The following is a 26,290-nucleotide window of genomic DNA, read 5'->3' on the forward strand; positions in this document are numbered from 1 at the left end:
GTTTCAGGTTTCAAGTTTAACTTTAACCGAAAACTTCTTTAAAATTACTTGAGATAATATCTTGTAATTCATTTATATTCAAATTTTTATAATCTGCTGCTAAATTGTAAACCTGTTTAATACTTTCTTCAACTGTATCGGTTTCCAGAAAAAAGCGATCGTTTGGAATTTGCTCAAAAACCGTTTTCAATTCCGGATTTCTCAATAAATATTTTCCAAACGAAAGATAAAATCCATCTTTAAGAAGCTGATTTGCAATTTGAGCATTTTTTGAAAAACCATGCATAATCATCGGAACTGAAATTTTCATTTCTTTCCTGATTACAGTTACTTCCTGAAAAGCCGCAACACAATGAATTACAACGGGTTTTTTATATTTTTCGGCTAAAGCCAATTGTTTTTTAAAAACTATAATTTGCTGCTCTAACGGAATCTCAATGCGTTTATCCAAACCACATTCGCCAATTGCCAGACAATTATTGGTTTGCAATTTCTCTTCGATAATTTTCAAATCAGCATCAACTCTGTCTTCCACAATATACCAAGGGTGAATTCCGACAGAATAAAACGGAATTCCAGCATTAAATTCCTGCGGATATTGATTAACCAGCTCTAAAATATCAGGCTGGTTTGTAAATTGATGGGTATGAAAATTAAAGAATTCCATTAATGAAATGTTTTAACCCCAGCTTTAACTTCTACCTTCAAATCATTTTCTAAAGGAACCAACGGACATGAATACTTATGATTATAAGCACAATACGGATTATAAGCCTGATTAAAATCGACTGCAATTGTGTTTCCTTTCGGAATTTTCAAATCAATATACCTTCCTCCTATATAGCTTTCTTTGCCACTTGTTAAGTCCGAAAATGGTAAAAACAAATGATCTTTATATTCTGCCGTTTTAGAAAGTTCGATATTTCTGTAAACGTTCAATTGCAGGGCGACACCGTTTAAGGTAAAATATAAAGTTCCGTACTTAATATATTGTGGAGTTCTTGTTCCCGTAGTTTTCATCTCAAAGACCTTTTCATTCTTTGCTTTTACAAACTTGGCATTCACAAAATATTTTGAATTTATAGGGTAAAAATCTAAAGCTTTAAAAGTCTTTAAATCTTCTTCCATAAGCGGACTAGTCTTAGGATCAGCATATTCAGCGTTTATTGTTTTCTGAAATTTTTCTGTTTCTTTCTGATCAAATTTTTTCTGACCAAAACAAAAATTAACCAGTAACAATACTAAAAAAGCAATTACATTTTTCATCTTTGAAATTTTAAGCAAAAATAGTTTAAAAGTAACAAAGCTCCAACCGCAGTAAGTGACAAAGTTTCCTAACTTTGTTGCAAATACTTATTTATAATGCTCAAAACTGCTTTTAACCATTACATCAATAATTTTAGAGGATTTTCAAGAGAAATTTGGATTCTTACGCTTGTCACTTTTATCAATCGAGCCGGTACAATGGTGCTTCCTTTTTTGTCAAAATATTTAAATGAAGATTTGCACTTTGATTTGAAAGATGTAAGTTGGATCATGGTTTCTTTTGGTTTAGGATCAATGCTGGGTTCCTGGCTGGGCGGAAAATTATCTGATAAAATTGGTTTTTATAAAATCATGATCTTTAGTTTATTTACCAGCGGAGTTTCACTTTTTTTTGTACAATATATAACCTCTTTTTGGGGATTATGTGTTGCAATGTTTGTTTTAATGACAATTGCAGATATGTTTAGACCGGCAATGTTTGTTTCATTGGGCGCTTATGCAAAACCAGAAAACAGAACTCGTGCCTTAACTTTAGTACGTTTAGCAGTAAATTTAGGTTTTGCTGCTGGACCTGCTTTGGGAGGTTTGATTATTATGGGAATTGGTTATCAGGGACTTTTTTGGGTTGATGGTGCATCTTGTATCATTTCGATTTCCATTTTTGCTTTATTGGTTAAAGAAAAGAAAAAAGCGGTTCATGACGATAAAATAGAAATTCCTACAGAAATAAAGTCGGCTTTTCATGATCGTATTTTTTTAGTTTTCTTATTTGTGAGTTTTATAACCGCTATGATATTCTTCCAGTTATTTACGACATTACCCTTATATCATCATAAAAAATTTGGTTTAAGCGAATTCCAAACCGGATTATTAATGACTTTAAATGGACTTTTAATTTTTGCTCTGGAAGTACCTACTGTTGGTTTTATGGAAAGAAAGGGCTACTCAAAAATACGAATTATCATTCTTGGATCCTTCATAATGGCTTTAAGTTTCTTTTTATTACTGATTAATACCTGGGCCGGAGTTTTGGTGATTAGTATGGTTTGCATTTCGATTGGAGAAATTCTAACTTTTCCTTTTTCGAATGCATTTGCCTTAAGCCGGGCGCCACGTGGGCATGAAGGCCGTTATATGGCACTTTATACGATGAGTTTTAGTTTGGCTCATATTGTAAGTTCAAAAGTTGGTTTTGGAATTATTGACTGGCAAGGTTATCAAACTAATTGGTTATTTATGGCTTGTATTGGTGTTATTGCGACTTTTTGTTGTTTCTGGATTAGGAAAGCTTTAGTCGACGAGAAAGTCTAATTCAATAATTTTACCGCAAAGTCCGCAAAGATTTACGCAAAGTTCACAAAGTTATTTTAAGGTGATATTATATAAACATAAAGTTCGCAAAGCTTTTTCAAAACAAAGCTTTGCGGACTTTTTTTATTTAATAAAATCATACTTAGAAAAAAACTTTGCGCACTTTGCGGTAAATTTTTTATCACTAATTTTAACCTGAAAATCAAACAGTTAGATATAATTCTTCCGTACTAAAAGAAAAACAAAACTTCTTTTTTAGTTAAATAACTACATTTATAGTTGTGTAACTAAAAAAATAGTTGTAGGTTTGAATTAAAATTAGAAAACATGCAAAAGTTAACCAATAAAGAAGAAGAGATCATGCACATTTTATGGAAGCTTAAAAAAGCTTTTGTAAAAGAGGTTCAGGCAGAAATTACTGAAGATCAACCGCATTACAACACACTTTCGACAATTGTGCGTAATTTGGAAGAAAAGGGATATGTGGCGCATAATGCTTTTGGAAACACACACCAATATTATCCAATTGTGAGTATTGAAGATTACAGAAAAGGATTTATGAGTACTGCAATCGACAATTATTTTAATAGTTCTTACAAAAGTATGGTTTCGTTTTTTGCGAAGGAAGAAAAAATTTCTGCCGATGAATTACGCGAAATCCTTGCTATGATCGAAAATCCGAAAGAAAAGTAAGAAAAAAAATCAACCAAACTAAAATAACCTTTTTATGGAAGCACTTTTCATATTTGTCGCAAAATCAAGTGGATTATTAATCTTGTTTTATCTTGCTTATCATTTTTTATTACGCAAGGAAACATTTTTTAATAGCAACAGATGGTTTTTACTAATTGGTTTGTTAACCTCGGTTGCGTTGCCTTTTTTAGTTTACACCAAAATTGTCTGGGTTGATCCTACTCCACTGCCAAATTTTAACTATTCACCAACTTACGTTCCACAAAGTAGTGAAAAAGAATCATTTGAGATAGACTGGAATTTAGTTTCTCTTGCTATTTATGCCCTCGGATTTTTGGCTTTTATGCTAAAGTTTGCTCTTGATTTCTATAGTTTAAACTCCGTTTTAAAAGGTAAACAAGTACAACAACAAGCTGATTTTAAATTTGTTGACGTCAAAGAAAATATTGCGCCTTTTTCTTATTTTGATTATATCGTGTACAACTCATCAATGTACAGCGAATCTGAATTAGAAAATATTCTGGAACATGAAAAAGTACATAGTGATCAAAATCATACTATTGACGTTTTAATTTCGAGAATCTTTTGTGTGCTTTTTTGGTTCAATCCAATCATCTGGCTGTACAAAAAAGCGATTTTGCAAAATCTGGAATTTATTGCAGACCGCGAAGCCACCAAAAAAATATCCGACAAAAAAGCGTATCAATACACGCTTTTAAAAATAACAACACACGAATCATGTGTTGCAATCACCAATCATTTTTATCAATCATTAATCAAAAAACGAATTGTCATGTTAAACAAAAATCAATCAAAAAAATGGAATTATTGGAAGTATTATACCATAATTCCGGCACTTGTAGCCTTTGTATTTTTATTTCAAATCAAAGTTATTGCACAAGAAAAAGAAAGTAAAGAAAAAACAGAAGTTGCTGAAAAAACAGATCCTGTTGATGTTTACAAAATTAATAAGCATACAACAGATCAGGATTTAAAGGAAATGGCCGAAGAGTTAAAGGAAAATTACAATGCCGATGTTGTTATTTCTAATGTAAAAAGAAATTCAAAAGAAGAATTGACATCTATTAGAATCGATATCAAAAAAGAAAATGAAGAAACCCAAACTCTTCAGATAGAAGGTGATAAAGCCATTAAAAAATGCGGAATTGTGGTATCCATTAAGGAGAATGGTTCTAATAGAATAGGTATTCTTACAGATGATGCAATTGACAAACCCATGATTATTGAAGATCGCAAAATTGAAGTTAGAGAAATTAGAAATCAAGTTGGTGAAGTAACTCCTCCTACTCCTCCTACACCGCCAACAATGCCAACAATGCCAGTGTTTCCAAATGGGCCAATGCCTACAGCGCCGCCTATGGATATGTCTAAAATGCCAAAAGCACCAAAAGCGCCAACCAACCATAACGATAAAGCGGCCATGAAAACTTTTGAGAAAGAATTGGCTGAATTCGAGAAAAAAATGGAAGCATTTGAACCGGATATGTCTGCTTATGAAAAACAAGTAGAAGAAATCATGGCAAAGCGTGAAGCCATTTACGATAAAGAAATGGCGAAATACGATCTTGCTATGCAAAAATTTGATGCTGATATGGAGAAATTCAATCAATACATAGAAAAAGCATACGGACCAAGCAGCGACGAATATGCGAGAAATATGGGCGAATATGAAAAAAACATGGGAGAATACGAAAAAGGCATGAGAGTCTATGAGCAACATATGAGACAGCAAGAAAGGGATATAAGAAAAGCTGAGAAAAATAAAAAATCATAAGATTTATTAAAATGAAAGAAACATTTTTTATTGCAACACTATTGTTCATTTTAAATTTATGTTTTAGTCAAAAAGAAATGAACGGAACAAAGCTGAATATTGATCGTTGTATCAAAAAGGTAATAGAAATAAAAATTGAAGTAAATAAAAAATAAGATAGGAACCAGTGAACAAAACACTGGTTCTTTTTTTAGCTTTTATTTTTCTATTCAAAATTTTAACCCAATATTTCTTTAAGAAGTGAAACAAATATTTAATACGAAAGTCTTTTAGTTACAAACTAATGCAAATTTGTTAAATAGAACATTTAAGTCCCAATCAAATGAAAAAAATAATTTTAATAATATTGATAAGTTCCGGTTTCTCCTGTTTGGCACAGAAACAATTAAATAACTTATCCGAAAAAGAAATTCTGGCATCAATGGATAAAAATGCCACAATTTTATTAGAAAATTCCAAAGCCAATTCTGTTTCTATTGGTATTGTAAAAGATGGTAAAACATACACAAAACATTATGGCGAAATAGATAAAGGAAAAGGAAATCAAGCTGATAACAATACCGTTTTTGAAGTTGCGTCGATAACAAAATTATTTACCGGATTATTAATGGCTCAAGCCGTTACAGAAGGAAAAATTAGTCCTGAAGATGATATTAGAAAGTATATTACAGGATCCTATCCTAATTTAGAATATCAGGGAAATCCAATTAAAATAAAGAATTTAGTTTCTTTTAGAACTGGGTTTAATAAAGATTTACCAGATAATTCGAAATTCAGAAATAATCCAAGCGATACCAGTTATCTTGATTTTAAAAAAATGGATGAATCCTATTCGAGAGAAAAATTCTTTGAAGATTTAAAAACAATAAAGCTGGATACTTTACCGGGTACTAAATTTAAATATAGTAACGGAAGTGTTCAATTAGCGGCACATATTCTGGAGAATATCTTTCATAAAAGTTACGAAACACTTTTGAAAGAAAATATTCTGTCGAAACTCAACATGACATCGACATTTTTGCATCCGGATAAAAACACCATTATTGCAAATGGATATAATGGTAAAATCCAAATGCCAATGCTGTGTGATAATCTTTGGGGAGCGGCAGGATATTTAAAATCTACTTTAGGTGATTTGACCAAATTTCTTGCTTTTGAATTAAATACCAAAAATAAAATAGTTCTCGAATCTCAAAGAAACCTATTAAATTCTGATAGTGATTTTAACGGTTATTTTTGGGATGGCATACAAGTTGACGACAATGGAAAAAATTGCTGGAAACATGGTGGAGCTTTTGGCACACAAAATATGTTTTTGGTTTATCCTGAACGTGGTTTAGGAATTTCTATTATTGTAAATATCAGTAATGAAAAAACCGCAAATGCATTAGGAAATGCCATAGTAAGTTTGTCACACGATTTATTGGTTAATGAAAACAGCAAAAAAGAAATTTATGGCTATAAAATTAGTAACAACAATGTTGTTTTTACCTATCAGCATGATAAGGGTCTTGACGCAAGTCTGGTAAAAAGTGTTTCCATTGCCGGCTCTTTCGACAATTGGAATCCAAGAGATCAAAAGTACCAAATGGTTCGAAAAAACAAAGATACTTTTGAACTTTCGATTCCAAAAAGCCAGTTTGAAAATGATAAAGTACGTATGTTCAAATTTGTTATCAATAAAACAGGTTGGATTGAAGCTCCTGAAAATGCTTTAAATATTGAAAATGGACCAGATAAAAATTTGCTTTTGAAGATTGATTAATATAATTATAGTAATTAAAAACCATAAAAAGACTTTGCCAAAACGCAAAGTCTTTTTTTATATCTTTGATGAAAATTAACCTACCATGTATAAAATTTTAGCCAAAATAAATAAACTACTTTTACCAAGTTTCACTAAGCAGGGTTTGGACATTGCTAAAGCAAAAAAATGGCAGATGGCAATTATTGGTTACCGCGCTTATGTAACAAAACGTGCTTTGGGATAGTTTATAATCCAATATTTTTGTAAATGTTGATTTATTTTCAACACCGCTTTCTATTTGAATAAATTAGAAAAATACATCTTCTTAAGCTTCAAGTTTGCCCTTATCATAATTTCCATGAAAAATAAAGAATTCAACATTCCTCCTGTTCCGGCGGTACTTTTAGCTATTATTAGTGTACAATGTGGTGCAGCAATTGCTAAAACCCTTTTCCCTGCGATAGGCGCAGCAGGAACAGCATCTTTACGAATTGGAGTTTCGGCTTTGATTTTATTATTGGCTTACAGGCCAAATTTAAAAGCAATTACGCGTGAGCAATGGAAAATTGTAGTTCCGTATGGTTTATCATTGGGAGCCATGAATTTGATTTTTTATTTCGCCATAGAAAGAATTCCAATTGGTTTAGCGGTTACTTTAGAATTCATCGGACCTTTATTGGTTGCTATTATAGGGTCAAAACGTTTAATAGACTATTGCTGGATATTATTGGCCGCGGCAGGAATCGTTTTAATTGCTCCATGGTCAAATGAACGAATCGATCCGCTGGGTGTTTTGTTTGCCCTTATCGCTGGAGGTCTTTGGGCAGCTTATATAGTTTTGGGCGGAAAAATTTCCCGAATAATGAATGATGGTCAGGCTGTTTCTACGGGAATGTTATTTGCAGCAATTTTAATTCTGCCATTCGGTTTTTACGAAAACGGATTGGCAAATCTTACTCCAAAACTTTTCGGAATGGGTGTTGCTCTTGCGCTTTTGTCAAGTGCAATTCCGTTTACACTAGAAATGAAAGCTTTGGGTCAGCTTCCTCCACGAACTTTTAGTATTTTAATGAGTTTAGAACCGGCTGCAGCTTCTATTTGTGCTTTTATCTTTTTACAGGAAAACTTAAGTTTTTATGAAATTCTTGCTGTAGTTTGTGTTGTCGTGGCTTCTGCAGGAAGTACTTTAACAGCTAAGAAATAATTTATAATGAACCGTGATTTACTTAAATATATTAAAGTTACCAATGGAATATATTTTATTTCCATTTTAATTTGGATGATTTTCTGGTTCTGCTCTTTTGAATCTTTCGATCTTAGAACCTTTATTATAGTTAGTCTATTCCTTGTTTCTATTCAACTTATCATTTTACTTTGCAGTATTATTTTCTATTTTGTAACAAAAAACAATCTTGATATTGAAGATCAGATTAAATATGGTTTAATCATCCTTATTGCAATACTAGATATACTTTATTTAACAAATTTAAACGGAAGTGATGGAAGTATATTAATCTTTTTATTCTTCATTAATACTTTTTCAATTTTGTATATCTTAAAAAATAAATTTTCATAAAAAAAGTCCTGTAAAATACAGGACTTTTTTTGGATTGTAGGCTATCTGAAAACTGAATTACATTTTTGGCAGTAAAACTGTATCGACAACATGAATCACACCATTTGATTGGTTTACGTCTGCAATAGTAACTTTAGCTTTGTTACCACTTTCATCGCTAATGTACAAATCTTTTCCATCCATCCAGGCAGTTAAAGTTCCGCCGCTTACTGTTTTAAGAGTTGCTTTTCCTTTACCGGCTTTAATTGCTTTTGCAATATCAGATGCGTTCATTTTTCCTGCAACAACATGATAGGTTAAAACAGTTTGTAATGTTTTAATGTTTTCTGGTTTCAATAATGTTTCAACAGTTCCTGCTGGCAATTTGTCAAACGCGGCATTTGTTGGGGCAAAAACGGTGAATGGTCCTTTACTTTGTAATGTTTCTACTAATCCTGCAGCTTTTACAGCAGCAACAAGTGTCGTATGGTCTTTTGAATTAACTGCATTTTCTACGATATTTTTATTTGGATACATTGCTGCTCCACCAACCATTACAGTTTTTTGTGCGAAAGATGCAAATCCAAATCCTAATGTTAAGATTGCTACGGCTAAAAATTTTCTAGTTTTCATAATTAATATTTTAAGTTATAAGCTCATTTACGCCATAACAATCGTTTTGGTTTTAGTGAAAAAATAAAAAAGACGAAATATTATTGCAAAATCCTCAAAATATGCTGTAAAACAAGACTTTAATAGATAAAATTATTTTTGAAATATTTTATAAACCAACTCTGTTTTGCTTCAATTTTATTATTAACTTTCATAAAAAATTGATGATTTATGGAAAATCTACCAAAAAAAGTAAGAAGTAAAAAGTTAAATACACGAGTAGATTTAACGGCAATGGTTAGCGTTTCTTTTTTATTGATTATCTTTTTTATGGTTACAATTGAGTTAGCGAAACCTAAAGTAATGGAGTTAGGTTTGCCTGAAAGATATTGGGATGATGAATGGAATGGTGTGATTATTTGTGGTGTTGATTATCACCGAATTACTACTATACTACTTGATGACAATGATAAAATTGTTACCTATTCAGGTTTATTATTTGATCCTTTAGAAAATCCTAAAAACGTTTCTTATGGCAAAAATGGTATAAGAAAAGAATTAGTAAATAAAATTAAACAAGTTCAAGACTATACAGGTGACTACAGAAAGAATATAATAGTAATTATAAAACCAAGTAAAAAATCTAACTACGGAAATTTAGTTGATATTCTTGATGAAATGAAAATAACAGGAATAAATACGTACGCTATTGTAAACGATTTTACCCCCGAAGAAACAAAACTATTAGCTTTAAAATAATCTAAAATCTACATTCTAAAATCTAAAATTATATCACTCCCATTTTTTGCATTAAAAAAGTAGCACTTTTATTTTTGCAAATTCCCGGACGCAATTTATAGTCAAAATGGAGTTCATTATTTTGAATTTCGACTTCAAAACACTGATTGGTTAAAGTATCAGGATATTCATTGGTTGTTAAACAAACTTCGATATCGTGTGTAGCAATCGCGCCTATGGCTTTTTTTGCAATAATCTTTTTTACGACCTCAATAGTTCCGTTACGTTTATCATCAGAATTTGTTCCTCTTAAAATTTCATCTAATAAAACAAAAGCCGGTTTATCTTCAAGCGCATCCATAATTTGTTTCAAACGCTTTATTTCGGCAAAAAAATACGATTCGCTATCTGCCAAAGAATCTGATAATCGCATTGAAACCAAAACTGGAAGTGGATGAATGTTAGCCTTTGAAGCACAAACAACAGAACCTATTCCACCTAAAACCATATTAATTCCTAAACTTCTTAAAAAAGTACTTTTTCCGGACATATTTGAGCCCGTCAAAATCATGAAAGATTGTGGATAAAAATGAGTGTCATTCCCTACTCTGGTCGCAGGATTTAATAAAGGATGGCTCAAATCTGAAAATTCAATTTTGTATTCAGAATTAATTTCAGGAAAAACAAAATCAGCATTATTATAGGCCAAATTCGCCAAACTATTTAAAGCTTCAAATTCACCAATAATAGCAATCCATTTTTCCAGTTCATCAGAATAGTTTTCTTTCCATTTTAAAAGTGCTTTTAAAACGTGGAGATTAAACAAAAAAGTTCCGTTGAATAAAATAGCGGTAACAAAGTTGCTAATGGTATCCATTCTGGAAAACAGTTCTGACAAATCTTTTAGATGTTTGCTTGCAGTTGCATTTTTAAAAATAAGCTTTTGCTGCAAGTCCATTATTTTTTTAGACTGAAACTTTTCGGTTTCAATTTTCTCCACCAATAAACTGTATTGTTTGATTATTTTATCAACATTATCTGCTTTGGCAATTTCTGATTGAATTCGTTTTAATGATCTTCCCAAAACAATCATATTCGCTATAAAAATATAGGTCAGATACGATAATAAAATTGTTTTTGAAGTAATAAAATAGGCAATTAATGTTCCAAAAAACAAAGTTGGGAGAATAATTGAAATTGAAATTAAAACTTTAGATAAGGTATTATTTTTAAATGAATTCCAATGAATTATAGAATCGTACGAATTTTTAGAATCATTGCTCACCATTGCCAGGGCTAAAAATTCCTGTCTCCACTCTATTTTCGTTTTAAGCTCATTAATGGCTTCCTGATTTTCTAAAATAGTTTCATTAGAAAACTGTTGCAACAAGTTATCTGCCAATGTTTTTTTTCCGATAAAAGTTGCAGTTCTGTTTAGATTCTGGAACAGGGAATGTTCGCCAAAAATATCTAAATCGTATGCATAAGGATGATGAAAATCATTGAATTCTATTCCGTTTTCAAAAGGAATTTTTTCTCTTTTTAAGAAAGAGATTTCATTTTTATTGATTTTTAAAAGTGCCGTTGTAAGCTGTTTTTGAAAAGATAAACGAGAATGAATTCTCATTAAAAAAATAAAACCAACAAAAGATATAAAAGCAAAAACAACGTATAGGATTTCACTTGTTTTAATGTAATAAAACAACAGGAACAAACAAGCAAAAATGCTTAAAAGCCTTAGTAAACTTAAACTGTTGTATCTTTTATTGATTTTATTAAGAAGTTCTGAATAATGCGAAACTTTATCCTGATATGAATTCATTTTATTGATTTGATGAAATACAAATATAGGTTTTAGATCATAAAATCAATATTAAAAAAGAGCGAATTTAATCTTCGTGCATAATTAAAACGGGTACTGAAACCTCTTTGGTTATTTTTTTTGAAAAACTGGACTCGAAAATACTTTCAAAGAAAGATCTTTTATGCTTTATGGTCGTCAAGATATCTATGTCTTTATAAAGTATAAAATCAAGGATAGTTTCTTTTACTTCATCACTTGGTAAAACTAAAAATTCGATGTTTTCGCCGGCAAATTCTCTTTCCCATTCTTTAACAGTAACATCAGTAACATCTGAGTTTGAAGTTTTAACGTATAAACTTTTTACTTTTGCATTTGTTTTTTTTGCAATTTTCAGTACTTTTTTTAGTTCTTTTTTATCTTTTTCACGATAGCGGGTCGTAAATCCAATTGTTTTAATTTTCTTGAATTTAGCATCAACAGGAACGCATAAAACAGGAACATCTACTCCTGAAATTACAGAGCTTGTATTTGATCCCAGAAAGAATTTTGTCCAGTCAGAAATACCGGTTGTTCCCATAATTACAAAATCAATTTGATCTTCTTCAACGGCATTTTTCAAATTAAATAATAGATCGCCATCCATTAGGCGGTGTTTTAGCACTATATCACCTAAATTTCTTTCGGCCGCAATAGCTCTTAATTTTGGAATTTCATCTTTGAACATTTCAAATTTTGCAAACTCAATGGAGCTATAAATTGTAGCATAATTTTCAGGGAAAAATTGACTATCATATACCGGAATCTCAAAAGTATGTAACAAAATAAGCTCGGCATTCACAATTTTTGCAAATTCTAATGCATGTACAAACGCATTTGTTGCTGCGTCAGAAAAATCGGTTGGTAATAATATCTTTTTCATTTTGTTTCAGTTTTATAAAGTTCTTCTCTCAAATTTAATCATTCTAAAAACAAAACACCTTGATAATTATCAGTATTTTAACATTAAGTTATTGGTTAAATAGCGCTTTTGCGAATGAGCTTCGGTTTCGGAAATTTGTGCCTTTTTTTATACCTTTGCACCATGATAAATCAAGATTCTATAGTTGCATTGGCAACACCATCCGGAGCAGGAGCTATTGCTATAATCCGAATTTCAGGTTCTGAAGCAATCACTATTGGGAATTCGGTTTTTAAATCGATTAAAAACAAAGATTTAACCAAACAAAAAACCCATACCCTGCATTTGGGTCATATTGTTGATGATGCAAAAACGCTGGACGAAGTTTTGATTTCTGTTTTTAAAGGCCCAAATTCTTATACCGGAGAAGATACTATCGAAATTTCATGTCACGGATCTACTTATATTCAGCAGCAAATTATTCAGTTATTATTGAGAAAAGGCTGCAGAATGGCCGATGCGGGAGAATTTACTTTAAGAGCTTTCCTTAACGGAAAACTGGATTTATCACAAGCCGAGGCTGTTGCCGATTTAATTTCATCAGATAACGAAGCTTCACACCAAATTGCGATGCAGCAAATGCGTGGCGGTTTTAGTAATGAAATTGCCAAATTACGTGAAGAACTTTTAAATTTTGCATCTTTAATTGAGTTAGAATTAGACTTTGCCGAAGAAGATGTTGAATTTGCAGACAGAACCCAGTTTTATGAATTATTAAACAGAATTGAATTTGTTTTAAAACGTTTAATCGATTCGTTTGCTGTTGGTAATGTGATTAAAAACGGAATTCCGGTGGCAATTGTTGGTGAACCAAATGTTGGAAAATCAACTTTACTAAACGCTTTATTAAACGAAGAACGTGCCATTGTTTCTGACATTGCCGGAACCACCCGCGACACGATTGAAGATGAACTGGTTATTGGCGGAATTGGTTTTAGATTTATTGATACTGCCGGAATTCGCGAAACTAAAGATGTAGTAGAAAGTATTGGAATCAAGAAAACTTTTGAAAAAATCGATCAGGCGCAGGTTGTTATATTTTTGTTTGATGGTTTCAAATTTCAGGTTTCAGGTTCTGACTATATTGTAGAAATTGAAAAAGTTAAAAATAAATATCCTCTAAAACCAATATTAGTTGTGGTAAATAAGGTGGATTTATTAAGTGAAAAAGAAATTGAAACTATCAATGAGAAGCTTGGAACTTTAAACTTGAAACTTTTAAAGATTTCAGCCAAAGAAAAAATTGGTGTTGATGAATTAAAGAATGAATTACTCTCTTTTGTAAATACTGGAGCATTACGAAATAATGAAACTATCGTAACAAATACAAGACATTACGATTCGTTACTTAAAGCTTTAGACGAAATTACAAAAGTAAAATTTGGCCTTGAAACAAATCTTTCAAGTGACTTAATTGCTCTTGATATCCGCGAAGCTTTATACCAATTCGGTCTTATTACGGGCCAGGTTTCTAATGATGAATTGCTGGGGAATATATTTGCTAATTTCTGTATTGGAAAATAGCAGTACAAAATAACGCAAAACAACAATAAACAAACGAGTTAAAGTATTGATAAACAATATTTTAACTCGTTTTTTAATTCCTTTTTCTTTTGGATATTATGTGATGTTTTGATTAAATTTGTACCCTATTTGTACCTCGAGAATGTGAGGTACAAATATTATTTTTTTTGGCCAAATTATGGCACGCGTAGACACACATAGTCACAGTGGGACACTTAAAGTCACATTTCTATGAGTACAAACATTAAGATTACCCGCATCTGTGAATTCTGCCAAAATGAATTCACGGCCAAGACAACAAAAACACAGTATTGTTCGCTAAAATGCAGCAGCAGAGCCTACAAAGCAAGGACGAGAAAGTCTAAAATTGAAGAAAGCAACAGACAGACAGAAATTGCCAGAAATCCTAATCTTGAAATAGTTAAAACAAAAGATTTCATTAGCGTGGATCAGGCCAGTGTTTTGTTTGGAATAAGCCGCAGGACTATTTACAGAATTATATCAAGAGGAGAGCTCGATGTAGCAAAATTTGGAGCAAGGACCGTGATCCGCAGGTGTGACATGGATAGCTTTTTCTCTATTCCACTGGATCAGTCCTTACTGCGTCCGGTACAGGAATTTCCGGGATTGGATCAGTGTTATACAATAACGCAGATCCAGCAGAAATTTGGAGTTTCACCAGGTGCTCTTTATATGATAATTCAAAGACACGCAATAACTAAATATTCTGTTGGGAAGTTCAATTATGTAGCAAAGAAGGATATTGATATTATATTTAATGCAAGAGGAAATGAAAAAGAGTAATGTAACATTGAGAGAAAAAGTGCTGGCAAGTGGAAGGATATCATTATACCTGGATTTTTATCCACCGATATTCAACGCAGAAACAAATGAGTATACAAGGCGGGAATTTCTAAAATTATATCTCTTTGTAAAACCAAAAAATCAGATTGAAAAAATTACCAATATAGAGAACCAGCGTATCGCAGAATTGATATTAATACGCAGATTAAACGAATTGCGTAAAGATGATATATATTCTGAATTTGAGAAGGAGCAATTGGAAATACAAAAAATCGGTAAAACTTCATTTTTGAAGTATTTTAAAGATCAGGCCGAAAAAAGAAAAGGAAGTAATTACCAAATTTGGGACACGGCCATTGCGCACTTTGAGGCATTTCTCGCAGGAAAAGATGTATGCTTTAAAGATATAACAGTAATTTTTATTGAAGATTTTAGAGATTACTTGCTGAACACCAAGAGCCGCAGGGGCACGGGAAAAAAATTAACACGAAATACAGCACTCTCTTACCACAATAAAATTAAGTCGACGCTGAGAAAAGCTTACAAAGAGGGTAAAATAAGAACAGATATAAATGCTGGTGTTGATTCAATTAAAGAACAAGAATCTCAGCGCAATTTTTTAACCATTGAAGAAGCCAGGAGGTTATTTAGTACACCGTGTTCAAAAGATATTGTATATAGAATTTCAAAATTTTCTCTTTTAACAGGGAACCGCTATTCAGATATAGCCAAATTAGAATGGTCTGAAATTGAGCATATTGAAAATGACGGATATTATATCAGGTTTAAACAAAAGAAAACGGAAGGTTTGCAGACAATGCCAATATCTGATGAAGCTTATGAAATTTTTGGTAAAAGGGGAAAACCAAACCAGAAAGTATTTCCAGGTTTAAAAAAGTGGGATGTGGACAGAATTTTACCTGTATGGCTAGCTCATGCAGGAATTATAAAACATATTACATTCCATTGCTTTCGTCACAGTTATGCTACCTTGCAATTATCCGCGGGAACTGACATATTTACCGTTTCGAAAATGCTCGGTCATAAGAATGTAAAAACAACTCAGATTTACGCTCATATTATCGATCAGAGAAAAAGAGATACAACAGTTAGAATAAGTTTAAAATAATAAAACAAAAAAGACGTCATTGTGGTGACGTCTTTTCTATATAAAAAACTAAAACTTCTTATCTACCCGATTGTTTTGATTTAAAACTCAATTCAACCTCATGCTGGATTTCAGAGATAGTTTTAATACGGCCGGATTTGATCCAATTCAGTAATTCCGTACGATAGAAATACAGGCGTTTTCCTTGCTTGTTTACTGGAATCTCATTTCTACAAACCTTGGAATAAATTGTAGCAACGGAAAGTTTTAATAATATTGAAGCTTCATTTATAGAGAGTAGATCATTATCAATTACTTTATCTTGTTTATTGTAATCTTTCAAAATTCTTTCAATATTTTCTATTCTTAAATAAAGTGCTCCCAAAATATCTGGAAGGTCTTCAAATTTATATGCTTTCATAGTATGGATATGTTTAGTAGATGTATCAGACGTTACATCTAATCCCTCTGAACGAAGAATTTGTGAAGCTTTTTCAGTTGTCAATTTAGATCCACTATAGTCAATACTTTTCTCCATAACTTGCATCTTTAGAAATTTATTAAGGGAAATTATTTCTAAAATGCTTTTGAAATACTTATTGACGGTATTTGGCACTAATTGGAAGCTTATTTCCTTTTTGGCTTGAAATTACATTTTCAACTGTAATGAATAAGTAAATAATTTTTTACTTTGATCCCCGACAGGACATCTAAACCAACTTCCTAGTTCCATTAAAAGACAGTATCTACTTATAGTGAGACAATCTCAACAAATCTTACATAAAATGATTTGAAATTTGTCCTGTAGAGGTCACTACTCGGGACAAAAGAAAAATATCATCTTTTGTCCCGTTTTTTTTTGCCCGTAACCTATTGTTTACCAGATAGATACAGTTGACCATTTCATTGACTCGGGCGGTGCGGATTTTCTGTTCTTGAAATGTGAAATTTTCGGGAAAAATTAAACCAATTAATTCTCTAGAATCAGCTAAAGTCCCACCATCAAAGACTTCTCCTAGCTTTAAAAGGTTTTCCAATCCAGTCGTCGTTAAATGCTCTATACTCGCCCTGTCGTCCTCGACATTACCCATCTCTTTTTCCAGATTACTGATAATCGTATTGTATTCAGTCTTCATGAGATTGTAATCTTCAGCATCGATTTTCTCGCTAACTAATAAATTTCTAGCCACAGATAATTTCTTTTCATAAACTGCAATCTGCTCAAGGGACTTCTTTTTTTCGTTAGCTATTACTCCAGTATGCTCCCTGTAACCTTCAAGCAGAACTGCGGTATATAGCTTCTTAACTTCTTGTAAAGGTTTAAATTTATTTAAATGTTCTTTAAAAATCTTGTTAGCTATTTCAGAATTCACTCTCCATTTACATACTTTATCACAGTGATAATAGTAGTAATATTTATTCCTTCCTTTACATTTACTTCCTGTTAACTTCTGACCGCACTTTGGACAAAGGAAAAAACCTCGCAAAGGAAAATTCTCAATAGTCTTAATTTTAGGCCGGTAGGTTCTTGCTTTACTATCAAGAACGTCTTGAACCCGATAAAATAATCCCTCAGTGATAATTGGCTCATGCTGTCCATTGACCCATCTCTCCTCTTCATCTCTATACTTAGGAACAACTATCTTTCCACAATAAAGAGGATTTCTTATGATAAGCCACAAGTTATTTTTAGATATAGCAAAACCTTTTTCTTTTGCCATTTGATAAATAGATTCAGTGCTAAAGATATTTTTCGCAATCTGTTCAAAGATCCAAATAACTTTTACAGCTTTCTCCGGTACAATGGCAATATACTTTTTCCCGTCTTCTGTTATTTTATTGGCGTATCCATAAGGAGCCATTCCCATATGCCTACCCTCTTTCTTGCCACGTCTAAGTCCTTGGAATGTATTTAGGGCCCTTCGATCATTCTCAACTTCAGGTGCCGCAAGATAAAATGCGAGCATCATCTTGTTTTCAGGAACACTCAAATCAAGCGGCTGTTCTATAGCCTGTGGCTCTACACCGAGTTTTCTTAACAGATTAATCATTTGATAAGCATCACCTGCATTACGGCTGAATCTGTCCCATTTCATAAATAGAACTAAATTAATTTTACGTTTATTTTTTTTTACATCAGCAAGAAATCTTTTCCATTGAGGCCTGTTAAAAGTCTTAGCTGAATGATCTTCATAAATTACATTGCGTATCTGTATTTGGTTTATGCCGCAATATTTTCTAAGCATTTCCTCCTGATTCCGTTGGGAGAATCCTTTTTCTGCTTGCTCGTCAGTACTTACACGAATATATAAATCTGCTATCTTGCTCATTTTGTTTTATTTAAATGTTTCAACACAGCGATATTAGCAATTATTCTTAAGAAATACAAAATATCCTCTGCTTGCTCAATTGTAACATCTAATCCCTCAGATCGAAGCATTTGTAAAGCTTTTTCTGGGGTCAACTTTGAATTACTGTAGTCGATATCTTTCTCCATAATCACACTTTTTAAATTGATAAAATGTAATTTAAATACAGAAACGCTTCAAATTTTAGTAGCAATAGTACTTGTCTTTAAAAGGAAGTTTATTACCTAATTCAACTTCCTAGCACACTTAAACGAAAATATCTACTAAAAATAGTAATGTACATTAGAGTAGAAATAACAAACATAGCAAAAGCTAATAGGTTAGGATCTATAAAAGGTTGAATCAGTATTGGCAATCGGATTATACAACAAAAATGAGATTGAGGTCTTAACCTCATTTAAGCTTGAGTAAATCAATTCAGTTGCAGTATGAGGCGTTTGAGTCTATAAAAAAAATTAACCGATGTATATACACTAATTATTTATTCGAAAGTATTTAAACAGTAAAAAAAAATTAACTTTACAATCTAAAAAGAATTTATAATATAATTATATAGATGGCTAAAAAAGAAGTATTAACAGATTTGTGGGTTTATGAATTGCTAAAAGAGGCAAATATTGACTTACATCCACAAGGAAGTAACATACATGATATTGACAAAGCTTTAAAATCAGCATCAAAGGCCGGAACGGGAAAAGTTGGCTTTCCGGAATATTGTGGAATAGTTAAAGATTTCGTTTTAATTATCGAAAATAAAGCGGATGTATCACTTCACTTAAGACGAAACGAAAAAGAGGTGATTTGTAGCGATATTGCTAGCGTAAAGAATTACGCTGTAAATGGAGCTTTATTTTACGGCAGACATTTAGCTCAGAAAACTTCATATAAAAAATTCATAGTTTTTGGTGTTTCAGGTAACGAAAAAAGACACAAAATAACTCCTATATTTATTGATGAAAGAGCAGGGTATAAAGAATTGGATGATGTAGAAACATTTACACTTTTCAACGAGAAAAACATTGACGAATACTACACAAAAAATATACTTAAAGAGCAGACTCCTGAAGACAAAACAACAGAAGAGATTCTAAGGGATGCAAAAAATTTACATGAAGATTTAAGAAATTATGGTAGTATCCAAGACAAAGATAAACCACTTATAGTTTCAGGTATTCTTTTGGCATTAAGGGAAATGGAACATAAAGGTTTCAGTATTGATAGCCTTACAGGTGACGAAACTACTACTGATGGCGAAAAAATATACGAGGCCATTGAAAAAAACCTAAAAAGAGCAAATGTTTCTCCTCAAGTTAAAAAAGATAAATTACTTAGCCAGTTTTTGGTAATCAAAGACACCAAAGCTATCAATGAAGAAAATGAACATTTAAAAAAAACACCTTTAAAACACTTTACAGATTTTTTGTACGAGAACATCTATAAAAATATTAAATATATACAGTCCGCTGAAGATTATTTGGGAAGATTCTATGGAGAATTTATGTCATATTCTGGTGGCGATGGTCAATCTTTAGGTATCGTATTAACTCCAAAGCACGTTACGGAATTGTTTTGCGACTTAGTAGAATTGAAGACAACAGATTCTATTCTAGATCCTTGCTGTGGAACAGCTGGTTTTCTAATAGCTTCAATGCATAAAATGTTGCAAAAAACGGATAATCCAGTAGAGCAAAGGAATATTAGAAAAAATCAATTACATGGTTTAGAGCTACAACCATATATGTTTACTATTGCTACTACTAATATGATTTTGCGCGGTGATGGAAAAAGTAACCTTGAACAAGAAGATTTTATAAAATTTAACCCTTCATTATTGCAAGAAAAAGGCTGCACAGTAGGCATGATGAATCCACCTTACTCGATGGGAAGCAAAAATAATACAAATTTATATGAGATTAATTTTACTGAACATTTATTAAATTCCATTTTGCCAGATGGTAAAGTAGTTGTAATAGTACCTCAATCTTCTATGACAGGTAAAACTAGGGAAGAACAGGCAATAAAAGAAAACATATTAAAACATCACACTTTGGACGGAGTTATTACGCTAAATAAAAATACCTTCTATGGAGTTGGAACAAATCCTTGCATTGCAGTGTTTACAGCAGGTATTCCTCATTATAAAGAAAAAGAAGTAAAGTTCATCAATTTTGAGCAAGATGGTTTTGAAGTTCAAAAGCATCGGGGTCTTGTTGAGACTATTCAAGCCAAAGATAAAAAACAGCATTTACTGGATGTATGGTTTGACAGATTAGATGCAGAAACTAAATTCTGTGTCAAAACTACTATAGAACCTGAAGACGAATGGTTACACTCTTTTTATTATTTTAATGACGAAATCCCCAATGCACGCGACTTTGAAAAAACAATTACTGATTATCTAACATTTGAGTTTAGTATGATAATGCAGGGAAAAGAACATTTATTTGATAAAAAATAGCCTATGGAGATAGATTCGATAAATATTCGTTGGGGTAAATTCGTAATTAATGAATTGTTCGTAGTTAAAATCGGTAAAAGTATTGATGGTAACAAGGTAAATAAAAATGGTGGTGAGGTTGCCTACATCACAAGGAAAGAAAGTGCAAATGGTCTAGATGGATTTATAGATTTTGATAATGCATATTTGAACAATGAAGGACCAGTTATAACAATTGGAAATGAAACAGCAGAACCTTTTGTACAGAATTATCCTTTTTTTACAGGAACTAAAGTCAATATATTGATATCAAAACATAACGTTTCAAAAGAAGTATTGTTATTTATTTCACAATGCTTGAAGCTTCATAAAAGCAAGTATTCATACTCTTATACAATCAATTCAACAAGATTGAAGCGGCAAATTATTCAACTTCCCATCAATTCCAAAAACGAACCTGATTATTCTTTTATGGAAGAATATATTCGTAATAAAGAAAATGAGAAAATTTTAAAGGTTCGTAATTATGTAGTTCAAAAAATAGAACAAGTAAAAGATTTCAAGGAGGTCGAGACACTTAATAAAAAAGAGTGGGGAGAATTTTTTATTGAAGATGTTTTTAACATTAAAGCAGGCAAAAGACTCACAAAAGCTGATATGCATAGCGGAGAAACCCCATTTATTGGCGCATCTGATTCAAATAATGGAATTACAAATTTTGTTTCAAATAACAATTCTTCTTTAGATTCCAATATTTTAGGAGTAAACTATAACGGAAGTGTTGTCGAAAATTTTTATCATCCTTATAAGGCTATATTTTCAGATGATGTAAAAAGATTAAGCCTAAAAGAAGTAGAAGGAAATGAGTTTTTATATTTGTTCATAAAAACAAGTATTTTAAACCAAAAGTCCAAGTTTCAATATGCCTATAAGTTTAATGAAACCCGAATGTTAAGACAAAAGTTATTATTTCCAATAAATAAAAAAGGGCATATCGACTATGACTATATGGAAAACTACATAAAGAAAATAGAATACGAGAAACTCACAAACTACATTAAGCTAAAAACCGCTAAGAAAAAATAACTAAGACACTATATAATAATTTTTATTGCTTGTGATCGTATCTAGTATAAGTAGGCTTTTCAATTTTTTACTTTTAGAAATGCGTGTCGTCACAAAATAGAATTAAAATGGAGACTTTCTCTAGCGGTTTATGTACTTTTAACATGAACCGCTACTTAAATGGGCTGTACTATTTCACCAAACCAGCGCTGTAAGCCTAGAATAGCATTAGCTGATAATTCTTGTGTAAATAAAAGGCTTAGACGATGCTTAGGTCGAGAACACGCGACGTAAAAAAGATTTCTGTTTCTTTCAAACGCATCTCGATTGGCCTCAGGTACATTTCCGGAGTTGACATGCTCAAGCATCTGATTCCAATTATAATGATTCCATCCCCTTCCAAATACAACAATTACGTTGTCAAATTGAGCGCCTTTGACTCCGTGCTTCGTAGAATATATGGTTTTGTCATCTATGTATTTCGCCAAATTACCAATTTCGGGATAAGGAATTGTGCGAATACCATCATATTTCGTAAGTAAATTTTTATCCTCGTCACTACGCTCTGATTCGGGCTGGAGTCGAACCGTCGCTATGCGGTTTTCACACTCATCGATTTTCTTTGACAACCTTGGCTTTGAAGTCACTTTAAGCAAATCTATAACGCTGCCAATTGTACCATTGGTACGCTCATCATTTAGCTGCATCATAGCGTCATGCCAGACCTGCTTATCACTATGTCTTCTAATTCGATTGGTATTAATTCTAAATGCTTCTATCATTAAGCCATAACGCTTTTCTAAAAATGCCGCAGCACCTATCTCTACAGTGTCGGTTAAAAATGAAATGTATTCATTGTTCTTTTTCAGGTAATCATCTGAGTCAGAAAATGCAGAGGAAACAGTTTGATATCCTTGTTCAGAAGCAAGAACATTGTTTGTCAGCATTAATATTTTTGTAGTTTCAGGAGAAATATTCCATCCTGATGCCCGCAAGAGTTCTTTGAGTGTTTCCAGACGTTCATGCGCTACATCTTCGGGTAAATCACCATTCCAGTGTGCTCCAGTACGTCTCTCTCCAGTAAAATTATTTGTATGATAAACACTGATTTCGCCAGCAGAATGTGGGTCATGTTCGTGTTGAGGTAATTCAGGCCGCATATTATTTAATACATCAACAATACTTTTATCCGATCTGAAATTAGCCTGCTTTCCGATTGAAAGTAATTTACCATCTGAAGCTTGTATCAGACCGCAAGAGCTTGAACCATATATTTTTTGCCAGTGGTCTCCAAAAAATCCAATCAACGGTCCTTCTTCAGTTTCGATAAAATTCTCCACCAATGTATTTGCTAAGGATAAGTTCGTATCTTGATATTCGTCAATCAATAGCACCGGATATTTGTTTGCAAATATCTTTCTAAATTTTACATCGCTTAATAGTGATGTAAAAAGTTTAATTACATCGTCATGATGTAAGAAAATCTCCGTGTCAGTAATTTTGGGATATCCCAAATTATAAATGACTTTTTGGTCAGTAATACCACCAGCCTCTTCAATTCTTGCAACCCATTTCTCCCCCAAGGCAGATATCCTATCCCGTAAAGGTTTTTGAAAAACCTGCATGACTTGCCAAGCAAAAGCATGAATTGTATCGGCGATTATAACCGGATGATTGTCAGTACGAGATTTAATTTCATCTTTTGCGACATTAGTATAAGTGATACAAGCTATTTTTTTATTTGCTCTTTCAAACTCCGCTGAATATTTTGATATTAAATGTTTTAATGCTTTAATGAGCGTATATGTTTTTCCTGCGCCTGCACCTGCTTCAACAAGAAAATTTTTATGCTCATCAATCGCCTTGAGCACTTGCATTAAACATTCTTGCGATGCTTTTTCTGCTGGACTGGTTTGATCTTCTTCTGCTATCATTTTTATTGTACAAGTTCAACAATTGCTTCCTCAACTTCTTGTGAAGGCTTATTCGGTCTGAGTGCTAGCCATTTTAAACCTTCAACAATATATTTTGGTGCTTTCCAATCCGTTTTTTCCAATCCGTACTCTAAAGCGAAACCAGACTTATTCTTGTTGTCTGGCGCATTATCGTCAGCAAACTTCTCTATCTCTGAAACAGACGCACCTGTTACTGCAAATAGATCGCGATTGGCTAAAATTAAAGCTTCTTCGAAACTTCTTCCGCATCCAATAAGCCCATCTTCTGGGATTTGATAAGCAATCCGTCGGGAACCTGCAACTTTTTGATCAGCTGTTTTAGCTAAGCAATCCGCCATTGGGTAATAGCCGGCTGTACCTGGTGCGAACCAATTTTTTATTCCTGCATTTGAACTATGTGAGCCTTCGCATACAAGTGATCCTGGATATGTAGTTTTATTCTCCTTTACGGTGGAAACAACGGCGTCAATATCAGTGATAACGAGGCACCTCAATTCTAAAAAGTCTAAAAATTTATAAAAATGGTGTGCATAGGCACCACCAACTTCGATTACGCTAATATATTGTGTCTCCAATGTAGGATAGCCTTCGACAGACAACGTGGTTTCGTCCAAAGAAGCATTGTCAACTGCTTCTTCTGCCGTAATAGGAACGTCGTGAGTTGAAATCGCCTCGGGAGCGTTGGTGTCCTTTTCAGCTTCTTTCTCTGTATCTGGAAGCTGAGCTTGAATTTCTCCGGTCACAGTAGCTTCTAGATCATCTTCATCAATAGCAACATCAGTTGAAGGATTTACAGTTAATTCGGCCTTCGTCAAAGCATCGCTTTTGCTAATTAGTAATGGCATCATTAGTCGCTCTGCAATACCTTCAATCAAAATGGCTTTATCTGCAAAGTAAAGATCACATTTTGTAAGAGTTAGATATTTGTGCAAAAATTCTTTGTCAACCTGCAGTTCATCAGCACGAAATTCTTTTCGCAAATCTTTTATTGTTGTTTCTCTTTGTTCATTATTCGAAGTTAGAAAATATCGTATAGCCTCAAATTCCGCTTCGTTGGCAATATGTGTTGAGTGTGTAGTTACAACAAATTGTACGGGCCAAGGTTTTCCTTCATTTAAAACATTTGAAAATTCTTCCGCAATTTCGTAAAGCTTCTTAATAAATATCTGCTGCATCTGTGGATGAAGGTGTGCTTCAGGCTCTTCAATAAAGATTATGTCTAGACTATTGCTAACCGGTCTACTTTGATATTGACGAAAAAACTCAAATAATTGAAACAAAATATAAATTAGATTTCTTGATCCAAGGCCATTGTATGTTTCTGGCAAGAATAGGTTATCGCCCTGATTGTATCTTATTTTGGTATGACTATCTAAGATGTTTGACACATCGAGACGCGTTTCTGTGCTTAGGTTTGGGTCGGCCAAACCAGGGTAGCCAAATAGTGCTAACGCAGGAAGCAGTTTGTCAAGTTTTCCATTAAAATCTGTATCAACTTTTTCTTGAATTTCATCTATAATAACTTGCAGTGCCTCTGACTTTTCTTTCATGTCTTCAGGTGCTGAATCCGATTTTGATGTTTTAAAAAGTTGCGACAACACTTTTCCTAGTACATCCTTTTCTGAATGTGTCACATCATCAAGGCCACGCTGTGCATTGATGAAACCTGCTCCAATAACGGCTTTAAATTTGGAGTGATCCATTGCCGCAACATTAGTTTCATCATTTGGATCTTGTGCAAATATCTTAGCTTCAAAAAGATTAGGAATTTTTTCTCGTAATGACTTAAGAAATGCCGCAATGCTTTCAGCACTATCGTCAGTAGTTCCTTCAAATAAGTTATCTAATTTGCCATCTTTCAAAGTGTATTGAACCAACATAACGGCACTGTTACTTGCTACGTTAAGATCGATAATAAAATCACTTAGTGCACCCAAGTCTTCAGCGTCAATAGGATATTCAATTGTAATTTTAATTTCAATTGAGGGAATCTCAGCTCGAATTTCTTGATCATTTGCTCCGTTTAGCTTTTTCTGCAATGCAGATTTAAAACCTTCGATGGAAGAAATACTGAAGTCAAAAAGCGAAAAAGTTGGGTTTTTATCCCCTACCAGCCTTCGGAAAATCTCGGTTAATGAGGTTTTTCCAGAATTGTTTCTACCTACCACGACGGTAGTGTAATCTTCTAAGCTAAGAACAACCTTCTTTAATAGCCTAAAATTTCTTATTTCTATTGTTTTAATCTTCATTACACAAATTCTTTAAATCAGGTTATTATTTAATCAAAGATACCTAAATGTTAATAGAAGCAGTTGTTGACGTAACATGCAAGACCTTACTATCTGTTATTTCGCGTCGTAACGCTTCAAAAAGTACGACATATTAAAAATGGTTTTCCCTCTTATTTAGTATTAGGTCTTCCATTTAATTTTGTATTAATCTGTAAAATCTTTAAATCATTTTCATCTTAATCTTAATCTTTCCATTATTTATTCTCAAAAACATATATACTTTTCTCTTATTTAAGACACAAAAAAAAGATGCCATTG

23 protein-coding genes are annotated in these 26,290 nt (G+C 32.6%); 13 read left to right on the top strand and 10 right to left on the bottom strand.

Annotation, left to right across the window (positions count from 1 at the left end):
• Positions 1–22: 22 nt before the first annotated feature.
• Both SD960_RS02010 and SD960_RS02015 read right to left on the bottom strand, forming a co-directional pair.
• Positions 23–667: a TatD family hydrolase gene (locus SD960_RS02010; protein WP_318800568.1), complete on the bottom strand. Its 645-nt coding sequence runs from the start codon at positions 665–667 to the stop codon at positions 23–25.
• The gene (locus tag SD960_RS02015; RefSeq protein WP_318800569.1) at positions 667–1,266 is read right to left on the bottom strand and encodes a DUF1684 domain-containing protein; all 600 of its coding nucleotides are present in this window, start codon (positions 1,264–1,266) and stop codon (positions 667–669) included. Before SD960_RS02015 ends, SD960_RS02010 begins: the two co-directional genes overlap by 1 nt.
• A gap of 96 nt (positions 1,267–1,362) precedes the next feature.
• Here SD960_RS02015 and SD960_RS02020 point away from each other — a divergent pair, with 96 nt between their 5' ends.
• The 7 genes from SD960_RS02020 to SD960_RS02050 all read left to right on the top strand — a co-directional run bounded on the left by SD960_RS02020 (position 1,363) and on the right by SD960_RS02050 (position 8,016).
• On the top strand, positions 1,363–2,577 hold the full coding sequence (locus tag SD960_RS02020; RefSeq protein WP_318800570.1) for an MFS transporter: 1,215 nt from the start codon (positions 1,363–1,365) through the stop codon (positions 2,575–2,577).
• 327 nt (positions 2,578–2,904) lie between these two features.
• Positions 2,905–3,270 carry a BlaI/MecI/CopY family transcriptional regulator gene (locus SD960_RS02025; protein ID WP_115848244.1) on the top strand — a complete coding sequence of 122 codons (366 nt, stop codon included), beginning with the start codon at positions 2,905–2,907 and terminating at the stop codon, positions 3,268–3,270.
• Between the two features lie 34 nt (positions 3,271–3,304).
• Positions 3,305–5,065 (top strand): M56 family metallopeptidase, encoded by a 1,761-nt coding sequence (locus tag SD960_RS02030; protein WP_318800571.1) that lies wholly within the window; start codon positions 3,305–3,307, stop codon positions 5,063–5,065.
• A gap of 11 nt (positions 5,066–5,076) precedes the next feature.
• A complete protein-coding gene (locus SD960_RS02035) occupies positions 5,077–5,220 on the top strand; it encodes a hypothetical protein (RefSeq protein ID WP_318800572.1) in 144 nt (47 codons plus the stop codon).
• A 167-nt stretch (positions 5,221–5,387) separates the two neighbouring features.
• Complete coding sequence (locus tag SD960_RS02040; RefSeq protein ID WP_318800573.1) at positions 5,388–6,830, top strand: serine hydrolase; 1,443 nt, start codon at positions 5,388–5,390, stop codon at positions 6,828–6,830.
• An 85-nt stretch (positions 6,831–6,915) separates the two neighbouring features.
• A complete protein-coding gene (locus SD960_RS02045; RefSeq protein ID WP_042566890.1) occupies positions 6,916–7,056 on the top strand; it encodes a hypothetical protein in 141 nt (46 codons plus the stop codon).
• A 114-nt stretch (positions 7,057–7,170) separates the two neighbouring features.
• A complete protein-coding gene (locus SD960_RS02050) occupies positions 7,171–8,016 on the top strand; it encodes a DMT family transporter (protein WP_318800574.1) in 846 nt (281 codons plus the stop codon).
• Positions 8,017–8,445: 429 nt separating this feature from the next.
• Here the strand turns inward: SD960_RS02050 and SD960_RS02055 are convergent, their stop codons facing one another.
• Positions 8,446–9,000, bottom strand: a complete 555-nt coding sequence (locus tag SD960_RS02055; protein ID WP_318800575.1) for a fasciclin domain-containing protein — start codon at positions 8,998–9,000, stop codon at positions 8,446–8,448.
• A 210-nt stretch (positions 9,001–9,210) separates the two neighbouring features.
• Between SD960_RS02055 and SD960_RS02060 the strand changes: the two genes are divergently transcribed.
• Positions 9,211–9,738, top strand: a complete 528-nt coding sequence (locus tag SD960_RS02060) for a biopolymer transporter ExbD (protein ID WP_318800576.1) — start codon at positions 9,211–9,213, stop codon at positions 9,736–9,738.
• Positions 9,739–9,766: 28 nt separating this feature from the next.
• On the opposite strand, the gene SD960_RS02065 is transcribed toward SD960_RS02060, so the two are convergent.
• Together SD960_RS02065 and SD960_RS02070 are read right to left on the bottom strand one after the other, a co-directional pair.
• A complete protein-coding gene (locus tag SD960_RS02065) occupies positions 9,767–11,539 on the bottom strand; it encodes a MutS-related protein (protein ID WP_318800577.1) in 1,773 nt (590 codons plus the stop codon).
• A gap of 67 nt (positions 11,540–11,606) precedes the next feature.
• Positions 11,607–12,440 carry a universal stress protein gene (locus SD960_RS02070; RefSeq protein WP_318800578.1) on the bottom strand — a complete coding sequence of 278 codons (834 nt, stop codon included), beginning with the start codon at positions 12,438–12,440 and terminating at the stop codon, positions 11,607–11,609.
• A gap of 162 nt (positions 12,441–12,602) precedes the next feature.
• On the opposite strand from SD960_RS02070, the gene mnmE reads away from it, so the two are divergent.
• The 3 genes from mnmE (at position 12,603) to SD960_RS02085 (ending at position 15,936) form a co-directional block, all read left to right on the top strand.
• Complete coding sequence (mnmE, locus tag SD960_RS02075; protein WP_318800579.1) at positions 12,603–14,003, top strand: tRNA uridine-5-carboxymethylaminomethyl(34) synthesis GTPase MnmE; 1,401 nt, start codon at positions 12,603–12,605, stop codon at positions 14,001–14,003.
• Positions 14,004–14,234: 231 nt separating this feature from the next.
• A complete protein-coding gene (locus SD960_RS02080) occupies positions 14,235–14,807 on the top strand; it encodes a helix-turn-helix domain-containing protein (protein ID WP_318800580.1) in 573 nt (190 codons plus the stop codon).
• Positions 14,767–15,936: a site-specific integrase gene (locus SD960_RS02085; RefSeq protein ID WP_318800581.1), complete on the top strand. Its 1,170-nt coding sequence runs from the start codon at positions 14,767–14,769 to the stop codon at positions 15,934–15,936. Before SD960_RS02080 ends, SD960_RS02085 begins: the two co-directional genes overlap by 41 nt.
• Positions 15,937–15,994: 58 nt before the next feature.
• Here SD960_RS02085 and SD960_RS02090 read toward each other — a convergent pair whose 3' ends face one another.
• From SD960_RS02090 to SD960_RS02100, 3 genes are all read right to left on the bottom strand, one after another.
• Positions 15,995–16,453, bottom strand: coding sequence for a helix-turn-helix domain-containing protein (locus SD960_RS02090; protein WP_318800582.1), 459 nt, complete (start codon positions 16,451–16,453; stop codon positions 15,995–15,997).
• Between the two features lie 238 nt (positions 16,454–16,691).
• Positions 16,692–18,245: a recombinase family protein gene (locus tag SD960_RS02095; protein ID WP_318800583.1), complete on the bottom strand. Its 1,554-nt coding sequence runs from the start codon at positions 18,243–18,245 to the stop codon at positions 16,692–16,694.
• Complete coding sequence (locus SD960_RS02100; RefSeq protein WP_318800584.1) at positions 18,242–18,412, bottom strand: hypothetical protein; 171 nt, start codon at positions 18,410–18,412, stop codon at positions 18,242–18,244. Before SD960_RS02100 ends, SD960_RS02095 begins: the two co-directional genes overlap by 4 nt.
• Before the next feature lie 428 nt (positions 18,413–18,840).
• Between SD960_RS02100 and SD960_RS02105 the strand changes: the two genes are divergently transcribed.
• The gene (locus tag SD960_RS02105; protein ID WP_318800585.1) at positions 18,841–20,742 is read left to right on the top strand and encodes a class I SAM-dependent DNA methyltransferase; all 1,902 of its coding nucleotides are present in this window, start codon (positions 18,841–18,843) and stop codon (positions 20,740–20,742) included.
• 3 nt (positions 20,743–20,745) lie between these two features.
• The gene (locus SD960_RS02110) at positions 20,746–21,807 is read left to right on the top strand and encodes a restriction endonuclease subunit S (protein WP_318800586.1); all 1,062 of its coding nucleotides are present in this window, start codon (positions 20,746–20,748) and stop codon (positions 21,805–21,807) included.
• A gap of 155 nt (positions 21,808–21,962) precedes the next feature.
• Here the strand turns inward: SD960_RS02110 and SD960_RS02115 are convergent, their stop codons facing one another.
• Positions 21,963–23,720: a UvrD-helicase domain-containing protein gene (locus SD960_RS02115; protein ID WP_318800587.1), complete on the bottom strand. Its 1,758-nt coding sequence runs from the start codon at positions 23,718–23,720 to the stop codon at positions 21,963–21,965.
• Between the two features lie 2 nt (positions 23,721–23,722).
• Positions 23,723–25,990, bottom strand: a complete 2,268-nt coding sequence (locus SD960_RS02120) for an ATP-dependent nuclease (RefSeq protein WP_318800588.1) — start codon at positions 25,988–25,990, stop codon at positions 23,723–23,725.
• Between the last annotated feature and the right edge of the window lie 300 nt (positions 25,991–26,290).

The organism is Flavobacterium sp. MMLR14_040, from assembly GCF_033657265.1.
Lineage (GTDB): Bacteria > Bacteroidota > Bacteroidia > Flavobacteriales > Flavobacteriaceae > Flavobacterium.

Bases quoted from the DNA above. Each gene is read 5' to 3' on its own strand.
- SD960_RS02035 (WP_318800572.1), top strand. From the start codon at position 5,077: ATGAAAGAAACATTTTTTATTGCAACACTATTGTTCATTTTAAATTTA.
- SD960_RS02095 (WP_318800583.1), bottom strand. From the start codon at position 18,245: ATGAGCAAGATAGCAGATTTATATATTCGTGTAAGTACTGACGAGCAA.
- SD960_RS02010 (WP_318800568.1), bottom strand. From the start codon at position 667: ATGGAATTCTTTAATTTTCATACCCATCAATTTACAAACCAGCCTGAT.
- SD960_RS02080 (WP_318800580.1), top strand. From the start codon at position 14,235: ATGAGTACAAACATTAAGATTACCCGCATCTGTGAATTCTGCCAAAAT.
- SD960_RS02090 (WP_318800582.1), bottom strand. From the start codon at position 16,453: ATGGAGAAAAGTATTGACTATAGTGGATCTAAATTGACAACTGAAAAA.
- SD960_RS02105 (WP_318800585.1), top strand. From the start codon at position 18,841: ATGGCTAAAAAAGAAGTATTAACAGATTTGTGGGTTTATGAATTGCTA.
- SD960_RS02030 (WP_318800571.1), top strand. From the start codon at position 3,305: ATGGAAGCACTTTTCATATTTGTCGCAAAATCAAGTGGATTATTAATC.
- SD960_RS02015 (WP_318800569.1), bottom strand. From the start codon at position 1,266: ATGAAAAATGTAATTGCTTTTTTAGTATTGTTACTGGTTAATTTTTGT.
- SD960_RS02060 (WP_318800576.1), top strand. From the start codon at position 9,211: ATGGAAAATCTACCAAAAAAAGTAAGAAGTAAAAAGTTAAATACACGA.
- SD960_RS02050 (WP_318800574.1), top strand. From the start codon at position 7,171: ATGAAAAATAAAGAATTCAACATTCCTCCTGTTCCGGCGGTACTTTTA.
- SD960_RS02070 (WP_318800578.1), bottom strand. From the start codon at position 12,440: ATGAAAAAGATATTATTACCAACCGATTTTTCTGACGCAGCAACAAAT.
- SD960_RS02055 (WP_318800575.1), bottom strand. From the start codon at position 9,000: ATGAAAACTAGAAAATTTTTAGCCGTAGCAATCTTAACATTAGGATTT.
- mnmE (WP_318800579.1), top strand. From the start codon at position 12,603: ATGATAAATCAAGATTCTATAGTTGCATTGGCAACACCATCCGGAGCA.
- SD960_RS02025 (WP_115848244.1), top strand. From the start codon at position 2,905: ATGCAAAAGTTAACCAATAAAGAAGAAGAGATCATGCACATTTTATGG.
- SD960_RS02120 (WP_318800588.1), bottom strand. From the start codon at position 25,990: ATGAAGATTAAAACAATAGAAATAAGAAATTTTAGGCTATTAAAGAAG.
- SD960_RS02110 (WP_318800586.1), top strand. From the start codon at position 20,746: ATGGAGATAGATTCGATAAATATTCGTTGGGGTAAATTCGTAATTAAT.
- SD960_RS02115 (WP_318800587.1), bottom strand. From the start codon at position 23,720: ATGATAGCAGAAGAAGATCAAACCAGTCCAGCAGAAAAAGCATCGCAA.
- SD960_RS02045 (WP_042566890.1), top strand. From the start codon at position 6,916: ATGTATAAAATTTTAGCCAAAATAAATAAACTACTTTTACCAAGTTTC.
- SD960_RS02040 (WP_318800573.1), top strand. From the start codon at position 5,388: ATGAAAAAAATAATTTTAATAATATTGATAAGTTCCGGTTTCTCCTGT.
- SD960_RS02100 (WP_318800584.1), bottom strand. From the start codon at position 18,412: ATGGAGAAAGATATCGACTACAGTAATTCAAAGTTGACCCCAGAAAAA.
- SD960_RS02065 (WP_318800577.1), bottom strand. From the start codon at position 11,539: ATGAATTCATATCAGGATAAAGTTTCGCATTATTCAGAACTTCTTAAT.
- SD960_RS02020 (WP_318800570.1), top strand. From the start codon at position 1,363: ATGCTCAAAACTGCTTTTAACCATTACATCAATAATTTTAGAGGATTT.